A 20,352-nucleotide genomic window follows, 5' to 3' on the forward strand; every position below is an offset into this window, starting at 1 on the left:
TCCGTAAAGTTCGGTACTCTGAGTATGTAGAGATAAATTCTTCAGGAGAGAAGCCATGAAGTGGCAACAACGTGTTCGTGTCGCAACTGGTCTAAGTTGCTGGCAGATTATGTTGCATTTACTGGTAGTGGCGCTGCTGGTGGTGGGCTGGATGAGTAAAACTCTGGTTCACGTTGGCGTAGGATTATGCGCACTGTATTGTGTCACGGTAGTGATGATGCTGGTGTTTCAGCGCCACCCCGAGCAACGCTGGCGTGAGGTGGCAGATGTGCTGGAAGAACTGACCACGACCTGGTATTTTGGCGCAGCGCTGATTGTGCTGTGGCTGTTGTCCCGCGTACTGGAAAACAACTTTTTGCTGGCGATTGCAGGGCTGGCAATCCTTGCCGGCCCGGCGGTAGTGTCTTTGCTGGCGAAAGATAAGAAGTTACATCACCTTACGTCTAAACATCGCGTACGCCGCTGACCCTGTCGTGGCCGTTATCACCAGTAGCGGCCACAAACTATTCCACACAATATCCAGACTCGCATCCTTCAAATAAATCTGCTTGGTAATGTCCGTAAAGTGGCGAATAGGATTAATCCACGTCAGGTTTTGCAGCCATACTGGCATGTTTTCCACCGGCGAAACGTAACCGGAAAGGAGAATGGCGGGCATCATAAAGACAAACACGCCGATAAACGCCTGCTGTTGCGTTGAACAGAGCGACGAAATCAACAGACCGAATCCCACCAGCGATAAACCGTAAATCACCATCGTAAAGTAGAATAGCGCCAGCGATCCAGCGAAGGGGATTTGATACGCCCAGATACCAATCGCCAGCACAATGGTTGCCTGAAACGTGGCGACAATTAACGCAGGTACGGCTTTGCCGATAAATATCTGCCAGGTGGTGAGGGGCGAAACCAGTAACTGATCGAGCGTACCCTGTTCACGTTCGCGGGCGACGGAAAGTGACGTGACGATCATTACGCCGATAGTGGTGATCATGGCGATCAGCGACGGCACCACAAACCATTTGTAGTCGAGATTCGGGTTATACCAGTTGCGTACCACCAGCTCGCTGTTGTTGGGTTTCGGTTTTCCTTCCAGCAGCTCCTGCTGATAATTTTTGACGATCTGTTGCAGGTAGTTGGCGGCAATTTGCGCACTGTTGGAGTTGCGCCCGTCGAGGATCAACTGCAATGGCGCGGTCTGGAAGGTATCCAATTTGCGTGAGAAATCAGCCGGGAAACGTACCAACAATAACGCCTTTTGCGTGTCGATGGTTGGGCGGATCTCCTGCGGGCTTTTCAGCAGCAACACATGGGTAAAGGCGCTGGCACGGGCAAAACGCTGGGTCAGCTCCACCGAATGCTCGCCGTTATCTTCATCGTAGATGGCGATGGTGGCGTTGGTCACTTCCAGCGTGGCGGCGAACGGGAAAAGAATCACCTGAATCAGCACGGGTAAAATCAGAATCGCGCGGGTTTGCGGTTCACGCAGCAACGACTGCAACTCTTTGCGGATTAACGTCCATAAGCGATGAAACATGCTCTTCTCCCTAATCCAGCCGACGTTTGGTTTTCAGCCACGTCAGGCCGATAAACATCACCGCCGAAGCGATCAAAAACAGCACGTTCACCACCAGCACCACCGGAATATTCCCGGCGAGGAACAGGCTTTGCAGGGTGCTGACGAAATAACGTGCGGGAATAATGTACGTCACCGCGCGGATCACCGCGGGCATACTGTCGATCTGAAAAATAAAGCCGGAAAGCATAATCGATGGCAGAAAAGCGGCGTTCAGGGCAACTTGTGCGGCGTTGAACTGGTTGCGGGTAATTGTGGAAATCAGCAGTCCCATTCCCAGAGTACTGAGCAAAAACAGGCTGGAGATAAAAAACAGAATCAGCAGCGACCCGCGATACGGCACGCCGAGAATAAACACCGACACCAGCATACACAGCAACATCGCCAGCATCCCAAGGAAGTAATAAGGGATCAGCTTACACAGCAACAGTTCCGTGCGGGTTATCTCCGTAGAGAGTAACGCCTCCATGGTGCCGCGTTCCCATTCTCGCGCCACCACTAGCGAGGTGAGAATCGCGCCGATAACCGTCATGATGATGGTCACCGCACCGGGGATAATAAAGTGCTGGCTAATCGCCGCCGGGTTAAACCAGTAGCGAGTCTGGACGTCGATAAGCGGTTCAAAAGTCTGCCCGTTGTCCTCTGCCCGCTGCATTTGCCAGATCTGCCAGATCCCTTCGACATAACCTTGCACAAAGTTAGCGGTATTTGGCTCACTGCCGTCGGTGATCACCTGAATCGGCGCGGTAGCGTTGGCGCGCTCCATCTGTTCGGCGAAATCCACCGGAATCACCACCAGGCCACGAATTTTTCCCGCCTGCATTTTGGCGATCAATTCCTGACGGTTATCGCTGATGGTGGCGTCGATGTAGGGCGAACCGGTCATGGTATGGGTGAAATCCAGCGCCGCTTCGCTACGCTGTTCCAGCAAAATCCCGACCCGCAGCTTGCTGGAGTCGAGGTTAATGCCGTAGCCAAATATAAACAGCAGCAACAGTGGGATCACCACTGCAATCAGCCAGCTACTCGGATCGCGAACGATCTGCCGCGTCTCTTTGACGCACAGCGCCCGCACGCGACGCCAGGACAGGATCGGATTACTCATGGCTATGCTCCTTATCCCAGTCGTGGATCAACTGAATAAAGGCCTGCTCCATTGTGGGATCGGGTTGCTCGTCGTTGGCCGACTGCGCTTTCAAATCATCTGGCGTGCCGCTGGCGATTAATTTCCCACGGTACACCAGGCCGATGCGGTCACAATATTCTGCTTCATCCATAAAGTGGGTGGTGACCATTACCGTGACGCCTTTCTCTACCATGCTGTTGATATGCAGCCAAAATTCGCGGCGGGTGAGGGGATCAACGCCGGAAGTCGGTTCGTCGAGAAACAGAATGTCCGGTTCATGCATCAGCGAACAAGCCAGCGCCAGCCGCTGTTTAAAACCTAAGGGCAGTTCATCGGTCGCGTGGGAGGCGATACTTTTCAGGCCAAACGCCTCGCTCATACGGGCGATTTTTTCGTTCTGCGCCCGCCCGCGTAAGCCATACACACCAGAAAAAAAGCGTAAATTCTGTTCAACCGTCAGGTTGCCATAGAGCGAAAACTTTTGCGCCATATAGCCGAGATGCTGGCGCGCTTTGCCAGAACTCTCTTTCAGATCCATCCCCAGCACCAGCGCCTGGCCGGATGTCGGCACCAGCAAACCGCACATCATCTTAAAGGTGGTTGATTTACCCGCGCCGTTTGGCCCCAGCAAACCAAAAATCTCCCCGCGTTTAACGGCAAAGTTGACGTGATCGGTGGCGGCAAAATCACCAAATTTCTTGGTTAGTTCTTTCGCTTCGATCACCGTCTCGCCGGGTGTGCCTTCTACCGTATGTAATATTGCGCCCAGCGGCGATTCCGAGGTTCCGGCACCGCCCAGCAAATCAATAAACGCATCTTCAAAACGCGGCGTAGTTTCGTTGATGTTGATTTCTGGCATCCCGTCGGCGTGGCGAATATCGTCTGGCGTGGCCTCTTTTTTGAGGATCAGACGCACCGATTTCCCCTGAATCATGCCGTCGCTGACCTGCGGCAGTTTCAAGGCGCGTTGTAGTAGTTTGCGGTTGCCCTCGTGTGGGCTGGTCATCAGAAAGCTACGTCCGGCCATGGTTTGCGTCAGGGCCGTCGGTTCTCCCTGATACAGCAACTCGCCTTCGTTCATCAGTAACACGTCACGGCACTGTTCGGCTTCGTCGAGATACGAGGTGCTCCAGAGAATTAACATTCCTTCGCCTGCCAGCTCATGCACCATCTGCCACAGTTCGCGGCGTGAGATAGGGTCAACACCGACGCCGGGTTCATCGAGCAGCAACACTTTCGGTTCGCCCACCAGGGTACAGGCCAGGCCAAGTTTTTGTTTCATCCCGCCGGAGAGCTTGCCCGCCAGGCGTCCGGTAAACGGGCCAAGAGATGTAAATTCCAGCAGGCGAGCAAATGTCTGCTTCCGCGCCTCACCAGTAACGCTGCGCAAATCCGCGTACAGATTGAGGTTCTCCATCACCGTCAGATCTTCATACAGGCCGAATTTCTGCGGCATATAGCCGAGAACGGCGTGCAGCGCGCCGTCGTTTTTGATCGGATCAAAGCCAATTACCGTGGCGCTGCCGCTGTCGGGTTTCAGTAATCCCGCCAGCATGCGCATCAGCGTGGTTTTGCCTGCGCCATCCGGCCCCACCAGCCCCGTTACATAACCAGCATGAATGGTACAGTCGAGCGGCGCGACGGCGGGCTTGTCCATGCCCGGAAAGCGTTTTTCCAGGCCGTTCAGCGTGATAACGGCATCATTCATGTCCTGCCTCGTTACCGAATTGCACCGTCACCGGCATTCCCTGGCGTAAGGCATCATCGGCGTCGGTCACCACAATACGCAGGCGATAGACGAGGTCGGTACGCAGATCCGGCGTTTCGACAGTTTTCGGGGTAAATTCAGCGGTAGGCGAAACGAAACCAATCTGCCCGTGATACGGTTTGTCCGGGCGACCGTCGGTATAAAGCAGCACTTTGCGTCCCGGCTGAGCCTGGTCGAGATTACGTTCATCAACATAAGCGCGCACCCACACCGGACGCGTTAGTGAAACGGTAAACACCGTGCCACCTTCATTGAGCACCGTACCCGGCTCTACCGCGCGGGTTAACAGCGTGCCATCAGACGGTGCTATTAACGTTGAGTCCTGTAAATTCAGCTCCGCCTGCGCCAGTTGCGCCTGCGCCTGTTCGAGACTGGCTTTCGCCTGGGCGATGTCCTGTTCACGATTACCGGAGCGATACTGACGCAATTTATCCTGTGCTGATTTCAGCGTTGCCTGCGCCTGGTCGCGCGAGGAGCGGGCATTTTCCAGGTCGTTTGCCGAAATAGTGCGACTTTTCCACAACCCTTGCTGGCGGTTGTAGAAGTTCTGCGCATAGTCATATGCGGCCTGCGCCTGTTTTACGGCTGCGGCGGCCTGAGCGATTTCTTCATCGCGATACCCGGCAAGCATCAGGTCATACTGCGCCTGTGCCACCGAGACGCCCGCTTTTGCCTGCATCAGGGCAATTTCATACGGCTTATGATCCAGTTCGCCCAACACCTGGCCCGCTTTAATCGCATCACCTTCGTCCACGGTCAGCGACTCAACGCGCCCCCCAACACGGAAGCTAAGATTCACGGTGCGAATATCCACGTTGCCATATAACGTCAGGCCGTTATCCTGGCGACTTTGATACCACCAGTAGCCTCCGGCAACCACGGCGGCAAGTACCACTACCGCCAGTCCGATCACGACAGGTTTTTTCATCACTACAAACTCCTTTGCGATAATCCTTGCAAAATCAGGTCGATATGACAGGTCACCGTCTGGTTGATCAGTTCGGTCTTTTCTTCATCGAACGCGGTCCAGCCGGTACGTAACAAAATAGTTTCTTTGCCAAGACGAAACGCCAGAATCTCGCCAATCAACGCATGGGTATGGAGGATCATGCGGGTGTCGTTGGCGTCGCAGCCGGTCCAGGCGGCAATCAGGCGTGTAAGGTGGCTGTGTAGCGGGCTAATCACCTGTTCATGCACCAGGTGGTATGCTGCCGTAGGAGAGAGTTGCTCACGGGAGATAAACTTGCTGAGGTTGACGGTGTCATCCTGGGTGAGCAGCTTAATCATGTTCCTGCAGGCGCGAAGGATCAGTTCACGGATGGCAGCCCGATCAGGCTGTGGTTGGGCGAACAAGCGTTCGGCTTCCTCGGCATGCGGACGGAACTGCTCGCCAATAAAATCGGCAATCCACTGGGCGCAGGCGAGGTACAAATCTTCTTTCGAACCGAAGTAATAGGTGATGGCAGCGATATTCTGCCCGGCCTGGGCGGCTATCTCGCGGGTGGTGGCGTTCATTCCATATTCACCAAACTGCGCCAGTCCGGCAGCAATCAGCTGTTTTTTCGCCTGTTCACCCTTGATTGTCATGGCAGGATTATTCATCGCACAGTCCATTCTTAATCAAATGATTGATTAAGATTATGTCTCCATCCTGGAGTTGTCCAGTATGGCTAAGAATTTTAGCTATGCCAGTCACAGGGATAATTTATGCGCTGTGTCACAAAAACTGCTACACTCCGCCCCCTCATGACATTGTGGTTTTTGTCATTTTCCTTTTCAGTATCTCCCTGAAAACTACACCGGTAACGGTCGGGGCGGTTCGGAGTAGTTATGTCTTTCGATTCTTTGGGGTTAAGCCCTGATATCTTGCGCGCCGTTGCCGAGCAAGGTTACCGTGAACCCACCCCTATTCAGCAGCAGGCGATCCCAGCGGTGCTGGAAGGCCGCGACCTGATGGCCAGTGCCCAGACTGGCACCGGCAAAACGGCAGGCTTTACGCTGCCCCTGTTGCAACATTTGATTACCCGCCAGCCGCACGCCAAAGGGCGTCGTCCGGTCCGTGCGCTCATTCTTACCCCAACCCGTGAACTGGCTGCACAGATTGGCGAAAACGTCCGTGATTACAGCAAATACCTGAACATTCGTTCGCTGGTCGTATTTGGCGGTGTGAGCATTAACCCGCAGATGATGAAGCTGCGTGGCGGCGTTGATGTGCTGGTGGCAACGCCGGGACGTCTGCTGGACCTGGAACATCAGAATGCAGTGAAGCTGGACCAGATAGAAATCCTGGTCCTCGATGAAGCTGACCGCATGCTCGACATGGGCTTTATCCACGATATCCGTCGTGTGTTGACTAAGCTGCCAGCGAAGCGCCAGAACCTGTTGTTCTCCGCGACCTTCTCTGACGATATTAAAGCCCTGGCGGAAAAACTGCTGCACAACCCGCTGGAAATCGAAGTGGCACGCCGCAATACCGCGTCTGATCAGGTGACCCAGCACGTTCACTTTGTTGATAAGAAACGCAAACGCGAATTGCTGTCGCACATGATTGGGAAAGGGAACTGGCAGCAGGTGCTGGTGTTTACCCGTACCAAACATGGCGCTAACCATCTCGCTGAACAGCTCAATAAAGATGGCATCCGTAGTGCGGCGATCCACGGTAATAAATCGCAAGGTGCGCGTACTCGTGCGCTGGCCGATTTTAAATCGGGCGATATTCGTGTACTGGTGGCAACTGACATCGCTGCGCGCGGTCTGGATATCGAAGAGTTGCCGCACGTCGTCAACTATGAACTGCCAAACGTACCGGAAGATTACGTCCACCGTATCGGGCGTACCGGTCGTGCAGCGGCAACTGGTGAAGCGTTATCGCTGGTGTGTGTGGATGAACACAAACTTCTGCGTGATATCGAAAAACTGCTGAAAAAAGAGATTCCACGCATTGCGATTCCGGGTTATGAGCCGGACCCGTCAATCAAGGCCGAACCGATACAGAACGGTCGCCAGCAACGTGGCGGCGGTCGTGGACAAGGCGGTGGTCGCGGTCAACAGCAACCACGCCGTACGGAAAGTGGTACGAAGTCTGGTAACGCGAAGCCCGCAGAAAAACCGTCTCGTCGTCTCGGCGATGCCAAACCGGCAGGCGAACAACAACGTCGCCGCCGTCCGCGTAAACCTGCCGCTGCGCAGTAATCTTTTATGCCGGGCTATGCCCGGCATAAAACAGATGACAAAGACCCAAAAATCCTGGCCTGTTCCCCTTTCCCTGAATGGATGAGAGGAAAACCCCACATCCGGAAAACGTCTTTGCGAGCCTCTTTCCAGAAACAGAAAAACCATTACCCCTGAAAACCGAAAAATGCCACAATATTGGCTGTTTATACAGTATTTCAGGTTTTCTCATGGCATTAACCGCCGCGCTTAAAGCGCAAATTGCCGCCTGGTATAAGGCGCTTCAGGAACAGATCCCCGACTTTATTCCCCGTGCGCCGCAGCGGCAGATGATTGCGGACGTCGCCAAAACGCTGGCCGGAGAAGAAGGGCGGCATCTGGCGATTGAAGCACCCACCGGCGTTGGGAAAACGCTCTCCTATTTGATCCCCGGTATCGCCATTGCCCGCGAAGAGCAAAAAACGCTGGTGGTGAGTACCGCCAACGTGGCGTTGCAGGATCAGATCTACAGCAAAGATTTACCGCTGCTGAAAAAGATCATTCCCGATCTTAAATTTACCGCCGCTTTCGGGCGTGGGCGCTATGTTTGCCCGCGTAATCTGACGGCGCTCGCCAGCACTGAACCCACGCAACAGGATCTGCTGGCGTTTCTTGACGACGAACTGACGCCGAACAATCAGGAAGAGCAAAAACGTTGTGCGAAGCTGAAGGGCGATCTCGACACTTATAAATGGGATGGCCTGCGCGATCATACGGATATCGCTATAGATGACGATCTCTGGCGTCGTTTGAGTACCGACAAAGCCAGCTGTCTCAACCGCAACTGTTACTACTATCGCGAATGCCCGTTTTTTGTCGCTCGTCGGGAAATTCAGGAAGCGGAAGTGGTGGTGGCAAACCATGCGCTGGTGATGGCGGCGATGGAAAGCGAAGCCGTATTGCCTGACCCGAAAAATTTACTGCTGGTGCTGGACGAAGGTCATCACCTGCCGGATGTGGCGCGGGATGCGCTGGAGATGAGCGCCGAAATCACCGCGCCGTGGTATCGGCTACAGCTGGACTTGTTCACGAAGCTGGTCGCTACCTGCATGGAGCAGTTTCGCCCGAAGACCATCCCACCGCTGGCGATCCCTGAACGTTTGAATGCGCATTGTGAAGAGCTGTATGAGCTTATCGCCTCGTTAAACAACATTCTCAATCTCTACATGCCTGCCGGGCAGGAGGCAGAGCACCGTTTTGCGATGGGGGAACTGCCTGAGGAAGTGCTGGAAATCTGTCAGCGGCTGGCAAAGCTCACCGAGATGCTTCGTGGTCTGGCGGAGTTATTTCTTAACGATTTAAGCGAGAAAACCGGCAGTCACGACATTGTACGCCTGCATCGGTTGATTTTGCAGATGAACCGCGCGTTGGGGATGTTCGAGGTGCAAAGCAAACTCTGGCGGCTGGCTTCTCTGGCGCAATCTTCCGGTGCGCCGGTGACCAAATGGGCGACGCGGGAGGAACGCGAAGGGCAGCTACATCTGTGGTTTCACTGTGTGGGTATTCGTGTTAGCGACCAACTGGAAAGGCTGCTGTGGCGCAGTATTCCGCACATTATTGTTACCTCCGCAACCTTGCGTTCGCTGAACAGTTTTTCGCGTTTGCAGGAGATGAGCGGGCTGAAAGAGAAAGCGGGTGACCGCTTTGTGGCGCTGGATTCGCCCTTTAACCACTGCGAACAGGGCAAAATTGTTATTCCCCGGATGCGCTTTGAGCCTTCCATCGACAATGAAGAGCAGCACATTGCCGAGATGGCGGCCTTTTTCCGTAAGCAGGTGGAGAGCAAAAAACATCTCGGTATGTTGGTACTGTTTGCCAGCGGACGGGCGATGCAGCGGTTTCTCGATTATGTGACGGATTTACGTCTGATGCTGCTGGTGCAGGGCGATCAGCCGCGTTACCGTTTAGTTGAACTGCACCGCAAACGCGTTGCCAACGGTGAGCGCAGCGTGCTGGTGGGTTTACAGTCATTTGCCGAAGGGCTTGATTTGAAAGGTGATCTGTTAAGCCAGGTGCATATCCACAAAATCGCTTTTCCGCCCATCGACAGCCCGGTGGTGATCACCGAAGGTGAATGGCTGAAAAGCCTCAACCGCTATCCGTTTGAAGTACAAAGCCTGCCGAGCGCCTCGTTTAACCTGATTCAGCAGGTTGGGCGACTGATTCGAAGCCACGGTTGCTGGGGCGAAGTGGTGATTTACGACAAACGCTTGCTGACCAAAAATTATGGCAAGCGACTACTGGATGCATTACCGGTATTTCCGATAGAGCAACCGGAAGTCCCTGAAGGTATAGTTAAAAAGAAAGAAAAAACGAAATCCCCACGCCGTCGGCGGCGTTAATGATGTGAGTCAGGTAAGGAGTCGTAAATGGACTATCGCAAAATCATTAAAGAGATCGGGCGCGGGAAAAACCACGCGCGCGATTTAGACCGGGATACTGCGCGCGGTCTGTATGCCCATATGCTCAATGGTGAAGTCCCTGACCTTGAGTTGGGCGGCGTATTGATTGCGCTGCGTATCAAAGGGGAAGGGGAAGCAGAGATGCTCGGCTTTTACGAAGCCATGCAAAATCACACCATCAAACTGACGCCGCCTGTTAGCAAGCCGATGCCGATAGTCATCCCCAGTTACAACGGCGCGCGTAAACAGGCCAACCTGACGCCGTTGTTGGCGATTCTGCTGCACAAACTCGGTTTTCCTGTGGTGGTTCACGGGGTTAGCGAAGATCCAACTCGCGTGCTGACAGAAACCATTTTCGAACTGATGGGTATTACGCCAACGTTGCACGGCGGGCAGGCGCAGGCGAAGCTCGACGAACATCAACCGGTGTTTATGCCAGTCGGCGCGTTTTGCCCGCCGCTGGAAAAACAACTGGCGATGCGCTGGCGGATGGGCGTGCGTAACAGTGCGCATACCCTGGCGAAACTGGCAACACCATTTGCCGAAGGTGAGGCGCTGCGTCTTTCCAGCGTTTCGCATCCGGAATACATTGGACGCGTCGCGAAGTTCTTTAGCGATATCGGCGGGCGAGCGCTACTAATGCATGGTACTGAAGGTGAAGTGTATGCTAATCCGCAGCGCTGCCCGCAGATCAATCTCATTGACCGCGAAGGGATGCGGGTGCTGTATGAAAAACAGGACACTGCTGGCAGCGAGCGACTGCCACAAGCAAAAGACCCGGAAACCACGGCGCAGTGGATTGAGCGTTGCCTGGCTGGCAGCGAGCCGATTCCCGAATCGCTGAAAATCCAGATGGCTTGCTGCCTGGTGGCAACAGGTGAGGCGGCAACTATTAGCGATGGCCTGGCGCGCGTTCATCAGGCATTTTAATTCTTTTCTCAGCCGGATGAACAATGTCATCCGGCCTTTACCCCACAACAATATGAAATTCCTGCATCTTTATTGACCTTCCCGCGCCCGGCGTGCAGCATAAAAAAACAACAAACACATAACATAAACAGGAGTTAATCATGGAAAGTGGTCATCGCTTTGATGCTCAGACGCTGCACAGTTTTATTCAGGCTGTATTTCGTCAGATGGGTAGCGAGGAACAGGAAGCGAAATTAGTCGCCGATCATTTAATCGCGGCAAACCTGGCAGGGCATGATTCACATGGTATTGGCATGATCCCAAGCTATGTGCGCTCCTGGAGTCAGGGGCATCTGCAAATTAACCACCATGCCAAAATCGTTAAAGAGGCGGGGGCGGCGGTCACGCTCGATGGCGATCGCGCATTTGGTCAGGTAGCAGCACACGAAGCGATGGCGCTGGGGATTGAGAAAGCGCATCAGCACGGCATAGCCGCCGTGGCGCTGCATAACTCGCATCACATCGGTCGTATTGGTTACTGGGCAGAACAGTGCGCGGCGGCGGGGTTTGTCTCTATCCACTTTGTTAGCGTGGTGGGTATTCCAATGGTCGCGCCGTTCCACGGCCGCGACAGCCGCTTTGGCACCAACCCGTTCTGTGTGGTTTTCCCACGTAAAGATAATTTCCCGCTGTTGCTCGATTACGCCACCAGCGCCATCGCATTTGGTAAAACTCGCGTCGCCTGGCATAAAGGCGTACCCGTGCCGCCAGGCTGTCTGATTGACGTTAACGGCGTACCGACGACAAATCCGGCGGTAATGCAGGAGTCGCCGTTGGGTTCGTTGTTGACCTTTGCCGAACATAAAGGCTACGCCCTCGCGGCGATGTGTGAAATTCTTGGCGGGGCGCTTTCCGGCGGTAAAACGACGCATCAGGAAACGTTACAAACCAGTCCCGATGCCATTATTAACTGCATGACCACTATCATTATCAACCCGGAACTGTTCGGCGCGCCGGATTGTAGTGCGCAGACCGAAGCCTTTGCCGAGTGGGTGAAAGCCTCGCCGCATGATGACGATAAGCCGATTTTGCTACCGGGCGAGTGGGAAGTGAACACGCGTTGCGAACGGCAGGAGTTGGGGATTCCACTGGACGCGGGAAGCTGGCAGGCCATTTGCGATGCGGCGCGGCAGATTGGTATGCCGGAAGAGACGTTGCAGGCTTTCTGTCAGCAGTTAGCCAGCTAAAAAAAAAGCCCGTCCAGTGACGGACGGGCAAACAAGGGTAACATAGGATCAATGAGGGTTAGAGCATATGCGTCTGTCGGCAAACAGACAGGGAAATACTTTTGCTGGACGTAGCGTCAACGCCTGATCCGGCTTACGAATTACTTATAAATTACCGCAGTACCGCTTAATTTATTGTTGTTGGTGGCAGAAGTGATGCTGTATCCACTCGCCCCAGCTGCCGCAGCTTTCTCAGCCAGTTTCGCTTCCAGGGCATCGAGGGTGGATGCACCATCGGCAGAAACCACGCCGATTTTATTCATGTTCTGTGCCTGGGATGCCGTTACCGGTTCCGCCGCGAACACGCCAAATGACAAAGTTGAAAGAGCCATAGCAGCAACAACAGTATTGATAGTTTTCATAATTAATCTCTCGCAGGTGATTTTTGTATAAGTGACGTTGTTTCGTCGATGTGATGAGTATCACGTTTTTTTACGAGAGATAAAATCGAATAGAATTGACCGCCTTGTTCAAATAAATTGATTGATTTCTAACATACTGATAAACCATTTATTTGTTGTATTTATGAATCCGTTTTGTACCGCGTGGTGCTCACGGCAGCGTTAAAGGCACGGAATGCCACGCAAAATACAAATTACACTCACTAAACATCCCGCCAGTTACAGTTAACGTAACTGGCTGTCTTACGAACCTCTGCGATTATATCCTGTATAAGCTGGTTTTTGTAAATCTTTCTCCTGTTGGCAGTGAATGCATAAGCGCACGCCAGGAATGGCTTCCCGACGGGCCTGCGGGATGGGGGCGCCGCACTCTTCACATTCATACAGGCTCTCGCCACGCGGAATTTCACCCCGGGCACGAGCAATCGCATCTTCAATTGTACTGTTGATCTGTTCGTTGACGGCGTCATCGTTAGCCCAACCGGATGCCATATCGTCCTCCCCATATCAATGCTTGTACAGTTAAGTGTAGCTAATATAGGGACGAACTCGGGCAGTTCAAGCGTCAGATCTCCGACCATTCCCGCAGCAGATTATGATAAAGATTGAGCAGCGACAGGATCTCTTCACTTTCGCCATGGCGGCTTTTCAGCGACTGAATATTGGTGTCCAGTTCGAACAGCATGGCGCGCTTTTTATCATCGCGGATCATCGACTGGATCCACATAAATGATGCCACCCGTACGCCACGGGTTACGGGTGTCACGCAGTGCAGGCTGCTGGAAGGGTACAACACCAGATCGCCTGCCGGGAGTTTTACCCGATGTTGTCCGAAGGTGTCATTAACGACCAGTTCGCCGCCGTCGTAGCTTTCTGGATCGCTTAAAAACAGCGTGGCAGAAAGGTCAGTGCGCATCCAGCCGTTTTGTGGGTGACTGCGTACCGCGCCATCCACATGAAAACCATAGGTTTCATTGTTCTGATAACGATTAAACAGCGGCGTGGAAAGGGTACGCGGCAAGGCAGCGGCAAAGAACAATGCATGTTGGTTAACCGCGTTCAGCACCTCATTTTGCAGGGCGGCGTATAACGCACTGCGGGTGTCGACCTGTTGATTGTTCTTAACTTGCGCGCCTTGTGCGCCGGTGGTGACGCGTCCATCCACCCATTCGGCTTGTTCCAGTTGTTCGCGAAACCGGGCGACGTCCTGTGGCGATAACACGCCGGGAATGTGGTACATCATACAAGTTCTCCAAAAAGTGGGGCCTGCGCCCCACATCTCAATCAGAAATGCATATTGGCCGTGAGCAGGAAGGTTCTTGGCTCGCCCGGGTGATAACGGTAGCCGCTCTTGTTGATTGAGGCGACGTAATCGGTATCAAACAGGTTGTAGACGTTTAGCTGGAAGTCGAGATTGCGATTAACCCGATACCCCAGTTTGGCATCGGCGACCCAATAACCCTCGGTAAATGCTGGCGTTCCCACCGCGCCGTCTGAACCTTTATGCATACTGCCGATATAGCGAGCGCCCGCGCCAACAGAGATATCATCGGTTGCCTGATACTGGCTCCATAAGGTAAAGGCGTGCTCCGGGGTATACGGCAGCGATGAGGAACCATCCTGGGCAACATCTTTGCCGTTTTTGATGGTTGCTTTTTGCTGGGTATAGCCGCCAATCACCTGCCACGCGGGAGTGATATTCCCGGCTACGGATATCTCATAGCCTTCGACGCGTTTCTTACCGTATTGCGAGTAAGTCCCGTCGTCATTTTGCTCAACTTCATTTTCGATATCAGTACGGAACAGCGCGGCGGTGAGCAACAGGCGTTTATCCAGAACCTGCCATTTGGTGCCAATCTCGCTGGTGTTGGCTTTTTGCGGTTTAAAATCGGTACGGTTGGCACTGTTACCGCTGCCAGACTGCGCAAGGGCGAAGTTGTTGCCGCCCGGCGGCTGTTGGGAAACGGCATAGTTAATATAGACATTGCCGTTTTCCGTCAGGTGATACAGCGCCCCGGCTTTCCAGTTCACCAGATTGCCAGACTTGGCGGTGTCAACAGTGGTGACCGGAGAACCTTTCGCCACGCCAGCTGGGCAGGTAACGGCACCTCGGCCACTGCCGCCGCAGGCGGTGGCACTGTCATATTCAGTATGATAATTATCCAGACGGATCCCGCCGTTCAGCTCAAAATCACGGGTGATTTGCAGCGTATCGAAGGCATAAATTGCGAAGGTATCCGTCTGACCATTGGCGTTTGCGCCGTTACGCGTCAGGCCGCCAGGATGAATGCTGCTGTCAGGATGATAAATATTCACCGCAGGTAACGTGACCGGATTAACGCCATAGTTAGTCTGCGTTTCACGGGTAAATTCCACGCCAGTACTGACATCATGACCGATAGAACCGGTATAGAACGTCGAGGTCAGGTTGGTCTGGTTGGTGAGAATTTTATTACTCACATCCTTGGTATTCGCCGTACGTGACCACGTCCAGCTATTCACATCGCTGGTGGGCTGGGTAATATTCGATGCCCCGCCCATAATCGCCGTCATCAGGTAATCCTGCTTTACGCGCGACCAACGGGTAGTATTGCGAATGGTGGTGTTATCGTTGATGTCGTGCTCAAAACGCATGGTAGCGGTGTCGGTGGTCGAATCGTCGTAATCGGAATCCGTGCCGTAAAAGTTATGCGTATCAACTTTTCCGGAATGATTCAGGGCCGCCGTTCCCGCAGATGGGGCAGAATAGCCCGGCAAACGGATGGTCGGAATGCCGCCGTCTGGCGTGTTGTGCTGGGTGACATGCAGATAATTAAGATACAAACGATTCGCTGTGCCAAGGCCAAAAGCGACAGAAGGGGCGACGCCGTAACGCTCATTTTTAACTTTGTCGCGTCCGGCATCGTGCGTTTTTTCACCCATCACATTCAGCCGCACCGCGGTGGTATCACCAATGACCTGATTGACGTCCAGCGTGCCGCGGCGGAACCAGGCGCTGCCAATACTCGCGGAGGCGTCAATGCCGGAATCATTGCGCGGCTGCTTGCTGATCATATTGATCGAGCCCGTCGGCGCGCTGCGCCCGTAGTCGGTGCCTGACGGCCCTTTAATCACTTCGACCTGCTCGGTATTGAAGGTGTCGCGCGAGACGCTGCCGATATCGCGAATGCCATCAATATAAATACTGTTAGAAGTATCGGCACCGCGCATATAAATGGCGTCGCCAGTGGTGGAGTTACCGTTCTCACCAGCAAAAAACGCACCCACTCCGGGGACGTTTTTGAGCGCATCGGTAAGGTTGGTTGCGCCCTGATCTTTAATCACTTGTTCAGAAATCACCGTCATCGTGCGGGTCGTATCCGCTACCGGACGCGAGAATTTCGGATCGGCAGATTGTTGTGGTGCATAAAGCGAAGGCGTTGATGCTTCGACAACCAGCGTGTCATCCGCGTTAGTTTGCCCTTCGGCGGCGAGTGCCTGTGCCACAGGCGTAATACCAATACAAAGACCGGCAAAGAACGTGAGCGAATGAAATTGTCTGGCAGGGAAATTGCGATTGTTTTCCATTTTGCAGGTGACTTTTTCTTATATGTTGAAATTTTCACTGTCACGAGAAAGCATCTCTGCGGATGCGATGCCACTGTTAATCCCGTGATAGCATTCGTGCAAGTGATAATAATTTTGATAAGCATTATCACTTGGCGCGATTTTCTATCACCCATTGCGCGAAAAAGAAATACATTTATTTACATTAAGTTCATATTTGATGTTTTTTGATTACAAAATAGGCGAAAACTGCATCCAGAGGCGAATGCAGTTACGTTGGTGGGGTTATTTGTAGATGGTTGCAGTACCGAACATCTGGTCATTTCCGCCTGCGGAATTAATGACATAACCTTTCGCGCCTTGTTCGCGCGCTTTTTCTGCCAGTTTATCCTCCAGATCGCTTAGGTTTGATGCGCCAGTTGCTGAAACGGTACCGGCAGGCCGTAGCTGACCGCTGTCCAGGTTACTCATTGGTTGCGCGGCATAAGCCGTGAGAGAGAGCCCGCTCAGGACGGTGGCAATCAGTAGTGTGAGGCACTTTTTCATAATGACATCCTCATAAATACAACGGGTAGTGCCTGATAAGTGTAGGTCGCCTGCGCGATGCAAATGACGCAAAAAATTGACAGAGATGTGCTTATTTTTTGAACGATATATTTTTACAAAATAAGACAAATCAATGACATGCATGATGCTGATTTTTATGGTGAATTGCCATAAACCATAGTCATGTTAAGGTTTGGAGAATGATAAACGCAGCCAGATATTTACCCTGTCGCGTTATGCGGGTATCTTACGCCGCTGCTTAAAGGAGAATGCTATGTCCGCCCAGAAACCGGGGTTGCATCCGCGCAACCGTCATCACAGCCGCTACGATCTTGCCACGCTTTGTCAGGTGAATCCTGAACTGAAGCAATTCCTCACGCTAACGCCTGCCGGGGAACAAAGCGTAGACTTCGCCAATCCACTGGCGGTGAAGGCGCTCAATAAGGCGTTACTGGCCCATTTTTACGCTGTGGCGAACTGGGATATTCCAGACGGTTTTCTCTGCCCACCAGTACCGGGCCGGGCGGATTATATTCATCATCTTGCTGATTTACTGGCTGAAGCAAGCGGAACGATCCCTGCCAGGGCCAGCATTCTGGATATTGGCGTTGGTGCGAACTGTATTTATCCGCTGATTGGCGTACACGAATATGGCTGGCGTTTTACCGGTAGTGAAACCAGCAGCCAGGCGTTAAGCAGCGCGCAGGCGATCATCAGTGCTAATCCGGGGCTTAACCGCGCCATTCGTCTGCGTCGGCAGAAAGAGAGCGGGGCGATTTTTAACGGTATTATCCACAAAAACGAGCAATACGACGCGACCTTGTGTAACCCGCCATTCCACGATTCCGCCGCTGCGGCACGGGCGGGTAGTGAGCGTAAACGGCGTAACCTGGGGCTGAGCAAAGACGATGCACTGAACTTTGGCGGTCAGCAACAGGAGCTGTGGTGTGACGGCGGTGAAGTGGCTTTTATCAAAAAGATGATTGAAGAAAGCAAAGGCTTCGCGAAGCAGGTGATGTGGTTTACCTCGTTGGTATCTCGTGGCGAAAACTTACCGCCGTTGTATCGTGCTCTGACGGACGTGGGCGCGGTGAAAGTGGTTAAAAAAGAGATGGCCCAGGGGCAAAAGCAGAGTCGCTTTATTGCCTGGACCTTTATGAACGACGAGCAGCGCCGTCGTTTTGTTAATCGCCAGCGTTAAAGTGTCGGTTCTCCCGGTGGCAGCGGTTCAGCCGGGGCCGCGCCCGGAGCAGGCAGCACCTGATAAGTCTGCACCGGCGCGCGAACGCCAGCCAGGTCGAAATGTTTTTTCACCTGGCTGTCGAGGGCAAAGCGTACCGTCCACTGTTTGAGTGGCAGCGTAGTGAACGAAACTCGCAGTGTAAATGCGGTATTGCTTAAGCCGACAATCCCGGCAAAGTTCGGTTCACCAATAACCAGCCCGCGAATTTCTTCGTTTTCCATCAATTCCGCTACCGCATCTTTCAGTGCCTGATTGGCTTTATCAGCATCTTCATGGCGATCAACATCGTAATTTGCCACTACCGAACCAATGCCGCGGACAAAGTTAGCAAAGGTGGTAATCGAAGACCACGGAATGATGTGATACGCCCCGGTATCCTGACGCACTCCCACGGAGCGAATCGACATCCGTTCCACAGTGCCGGTCAGCGGCCCGATAGTCACCAAATCTCCAGTGTTCATGCCGTTTTCAAACTGTATAAACACGCCGGTGATGATATCTTTCACCAGCGTTTGCGAACCAAATGAGATAGCCAGACCTAATGCCCCGGCACCTGCCAGCAATGGCGCGATATTGACGCCGATTTCTGACAACACAATCATGATGGTGATGGTACTGATAATCACCGCCAGCGCGTTGCGAAACAGCGTCAGCAGAGTACGCGTGCGGGCGCTCGGTAGCGGGCGGCCATGAATATCCGAAGCCAGCCGGTTTTCGATCAAACTGGCGAGCACCGTCCAGCCAACCGCCGAGAAGAAAAGAATGAGTGCGATACGGATCAGGATATCTACGGTTTTCTGCCCCGCACCGTTTTGCAGCCAGTTCCAGAAATCGAACAATCCCCATGCGCTCAACAGCAGCATTACCGCCACGCAGACGGTCAGAATACGCGCTGTTTTCAGTGCCGCCGAAAGCCATCCATTCAGCCGTTTTTGCAGTTCCGGATAATTACGCTGAGTATGTGGCGAGAGAGTGATGGTCTTCGCCAACCAGCGGGAAAACATACCGGAAACAAACGCGGCGATACCAATAATCGCCAGGCTGCGTACCGTTGCACCCATCATAAATTTCAGGCTGTTGCCCGGATCGAACAACGAAAAGAAAAACAGCACGATAAAATAGGCGCTTGCCAACCAGTGCCACACCAGCGCAAAAGCGCGAATAAACAGGCTGAAAAAGGCCAGCGAGTGTTCCGCGAAGTTGAGCAAATGCTGCGTAATCTCTTTTTTATTACGAAAGATCAGGTACAGCGCCCAGACGGTCATGCACAGCATAATGATGACGTTCGCTAGCGCACCGATTTGCACATTCACCTGATTAGAGATAATCGGCACAGCTACAATCAGACCATACCCAATCAGGCTGCTTAACCAGCTCAGGCGACGACTCCAGTAACGGGCGCTTTCGTCCTGAATCGTAAACGGGCGCAGCTCCGCCACGTTGGGGCAAAAAATCAGGCGTAGTACGGCTTTGAAAAATTCAATCAGGGCAAAGGCGTTGAGAAACAAACTTTGTTGGAAAGCGATGGTGCGACTGCCCGCATTCAGGTTGTCGCTTAAAACCTGACCGACAAATAATGTCAGTGCCAGTAACAGCAGGTCGATAATAAACGCCCCGATAATCATCGCCGGAAGCTGCAACCAGTTACTGCGCTCACGATTTTTTTGCCGCGCCCACTGGCCCATTTTGCGATACAGCGGCAGCGCGCACAGGCGAATCAGCCAGTAAAAACCAAACACTAAAACCGCTAACATTGAAAAATGGGTCAGCGCATTGCTGAAGGTTTGTGGATTAAACGGCTTATGCGGGGAGCCGGTGATATTGCGATAAAGTTGTCCGAAGCGGGCAGAAAGGGCTTCACCATAATGGCGGCTGACTTCGGTGACCTTTTGCAGCACGGTTTGCTCTTCAACCAGCGTCGGCGGCACGATCTTTGGTACGGGTTCTGCCGGGGGCGTAGCGGCGACGGTGCGCAACTGGTCGATCAACTCTTTACGCGAGGTGTCGTTATCCAGCACATCTGCCAGTGCGCCATAGGCCGCTTTTTTTTGTTCGATATCCGGTTCCGGGGCCGGTTCAGTCGTTGAGTCTGTTATCGGTGTGGTTGTAACGCCGGGTATGGATACCGCGTGGGCAGGTGCGCCCAGCAGGCAGAAGAGGATGAACAGGATCCACCGCATGACTCCTCCAGTGAGAAAACAGAGCAAAAAGATAAGTATAGATGCTGGAGGAGGGGCGATTTTAAATGAGAGGATTCCGGGGGGTTATTTCAGGCAGTGAAGATTTAACTGGTCATCCATCAGCTGTCACGAGAATGGGTAATACCACGTCGAGACTGGCAG

At 53.2% G+C, this 20,352-nt stretch carries 18 protein-coding genes; 7 read left to right on the forward strand and 11 right to left on the reverse strand.

The genetic code is table 11. From position 1 onward, the window contains the following. The first annotated feature begins 55 nt into the window (after positions 1 to 55). A complete protein-coding gene (locus K0335_RS14980; protein WP_000871982.1) occupies positions 56 to 466 on the forward strand; it encodes a YbhQ family protein in 411 nt (136 codons plus the stop codon). Here the strand turns inward: K0335_RS14980 and K0335_RS14985 are convergent. The 5 genes from K0335_RS14985 to cecR are packed head-to-tail and all read right to left on the reverse strand — an operon-like array spanning position 428 to position 6,069. Next, entirely contained in the window at positions 428 to 1,534 is a 1,107-nt protein-coding gene (locus tag K0335_RS14985) for an ABC transporter permease (protein WP_000469031.1), read from the reverse strand. The genes K0335_RS14980 and K0335_RS14985 overlap by 39 nt on opposite strands. 10 nt (positions 1,535 to 1,544) lie before the next feature. Then, positions 1,545 to 2,678, reverse strand: a complete 1,134-nt coding sequence (locus K0335_RS14990) for an ABC transporter permease (RefSeq protein ID WP_000070131.1) — start codon at positions 2,676 to 2,678, stop codon at positions 1,545 to 1,547. Beyond that, a complete protein-coding gene (locus tag K0335_RS14995) occupies positions 2,671 to 4,407 on the reverse strand; it encodes an ATP-binding cassette domain-containing protein (RefSeq protein ID WP_104919400.1) in 1,737 nt (578 codons plus the stop codon). The genes K0335_RS14990 and K0335_RS14995 overlap by 8 nt, the downstream gene beginning before the upstream one ends. Further along, the gene (hlyD, locus tag K0335_RS15000) at positions 4,400 to 5,395 is read right to left on the reverse strand and encodes a secretion protein HlyD (protein WP_141095956.1); all 996 of its coding nucleotides are present in this window, start codon (positions 5,393 to 5,395) and stop codon (positions 4,400 to 4,402) included. The genes K0335_RS14995 and hlyD overlap by 8 nt, the downstream gene beginning before the upstream one ends. Positions 5,396 to 5,397: 2 nt before the next feature. Further along, positions 5,398 to 6,069: a DNA-binding transcriptional regulator CecR gene (gene cecR / locus K0335_RS15005; RefSeq protein WP_104919480.1), complete on the reverse strand. Its 672-nt coding sequence runs from the start codon at positions 6,067 to 6,069 to the stop codon at positions 5,398 to 5,400. A 228-nt stretch (positions 6,070 to 6,297) separates the two neighbouring features. On the opposite strand from cecR, the gene rhlE reads away from it, so the two are divergent. From rhlE to ybiE, 5 genes are all read left to right on the forward strand, one after another. Further along, on the forward strand, positions 6,298 to 7,659 hold the full coding sequence (gene rhlE, locus K0335_RS15010; protein ID WP_104919402.1) for an ATP-dependent RNA helicase RhlE: 1,362 nt from the start codon (positions 6,298 to 6,300) through the stop codon (positions 7,657 to 7,659). Between the two features lie 209 nt (positions 7,660 to 7,868). Then, entirely contained in the window at positions 7,869 to 10,019 is a 2,151-nt protein-coding gene (gene dinG / locus K0335_RS15015; protein ID WP_104919403.1) for an ATP-dependent DNA helicase DinG, read from the forward strand. 27 nt (positions 10,020 to 10,046) lie between these two features. Next, complete coding sequence (ybiB, locus tag K0335_RS15020) at positions 10,047 to 11,009, forward strand: DNA-binding protein YbiB (protein ID WP_160194141.1); 963 nt, start codon at positions 10,047 to 10,049, stop codon at positions 11,007 to 11,009. Positions 11,010 to 11,149: 140 nt separating this feature from the next. Beyond that, positions 11,150 to 12,235: a hydroxycarboxylate dehydrogenase HcXB gene (gene hcxB / locus K0335_RS15025; protein ID WP_000443504.1), complete on the forward strand. Its 1,086-nt coding sequence runs from the start codon at positions 11,150 to 11,152 to the stop codon at positions 12,233 to 12,235. Positions 12,236 to 12,302: 67 nt separating this feature from the next. Continuing rightward, positions 12,303 to 12,362, forward strand: coding sequence for a protein YbiE (gene ybiE / locus K0335_RS15030; RefSeq protein WP_213089466.1), 60 nt, complete (start codon positions 12,303 to 12,305; stop codon positions 12,360 to 12,362). 13 nt (positions 12,363 to 12,375) lie between these two features. On the opposite strand, the gene ybiJ is transcribed toward ybiE, so the two are convergent. The 5 genes from ybiJ to mcbA all read right to left on the reverse strand — a co-directional run bounded on the left by ybiJ (position 12,376) and on the right by mcbA (position 16,767). Beyond that, the gene (gene ybiJ, locus K0335_RS15035) at positions 12,376 to 12,636 is read right to left on the reverse strand and encodes a DUF1471 family protein YbiJ (protein WP_000849301.1); all 261 of its coding nucleotides are present in this window, start codon (positions 12,634 to 12,636) and stop codon (positions 12,376 to 12,378) included. 282 nt (positions 12,637 to 12,918) lie between these two features. Next, positions 12,919 to 13,167: a C4-type zinc finger protein YbiI gene (ybiI, locus tag K0335_RS15040; protein WP_219393896.1), complete on the reverse strand. Its 249-nt coding sequence runs from the start codon at positions 13,165 to 13,167 to the stop codon at positions 12,919 to 12,921. A gap of 73 nt (positions 13,168 to 13,240) precedes the next feature. Next, positions 13,241 to 13,918 carry a PKHD-type hydroxylase YbiX gene (gene ybiX / locus K0335_RS15045; protein ID WP_000990168.1) on the reverse strand — a complete coding sequence of 226 codons (678 nt, stop codon included), beginning with the start codon at positions 13,916 to 13,918 and terminating at the stop codon, positions 13,241 to 13,243. 41 nt (positions 13,919 to 13,959) lie between these two features. After that, positions 13,960 to 16,242 (reverse strand): catecholate siderophore receptor Fiu, encoded by a 2,283-nt coding sequence (locus tag K0335_RS15050; RefSeq protein ID WP_219393898.1) that lies wholly within the window; start codon positions 16,240 to 16,242, stop codon positions 13,960 to 13,962. A 264-nt stretch (positions 16,243 to 16,506) separates the two neighbouring features. Further along, the gene (mcbA, locus tag K0335_RS15055; protein ID WP_024256498.1) at positions 16,507 to 16,767 is read right to left on the reverse strand and encodes a DUF1471 family periplasmic protein McbA; all 261 of its coding nucleotides are present in this window, start codon (positions 16,765 to 16,767) and stop codon (positions 16,507 to 16,509) included. A 274-nt stretch (positions 16,768 to 17,041) separates the two neighbouring features. Between mcbA and rlmF the strand changes: the two genes are divergently transcribed. Further along, the gene (gene rlmF, locus K0335_RS15060) at positions 17,042 to 17,968 is read left to right on the forward strand and encodes a 23S rRNA (adenine(1618)-N(6))-methyltransferase RlmF (protein WP_160194139.1); all 927 of its coding nucleotides are present in this window, start codon (positions 17,042 to 17,044) and stop codon (positions 17,966 to 17,968) included. Here the strand turns inward: rlmF and ybiO are convergent. Next, complete coding sequence (gene ybiO / locus K0335_RS15065; RefSeq protein ID WP_219393899.1) at positions 17,965 to 20,190, reverse strand: mechanosensitive channel protein; 2,226 nt, start codon at positions 20,188 to 20,190, stop codon at positions 17,965 to 17,967. The two genes, rlmF and ybiO, sit on opposite strands and share 4 nt — an antisense overlap. Positions 20,191 to 20,352: the final 162 nt, after the last annotated feature.

It is taken from the genome of Escherichia sp. GZ89 (assembly GCF_019366485.1).
GTDB classification, from domain to species: Bacteria; Pseudomonadota; Gammaproteobacteria; order Enterobacterales; family Enterobacteriaceae; genus Escherichia; species Escherichia fergusonii.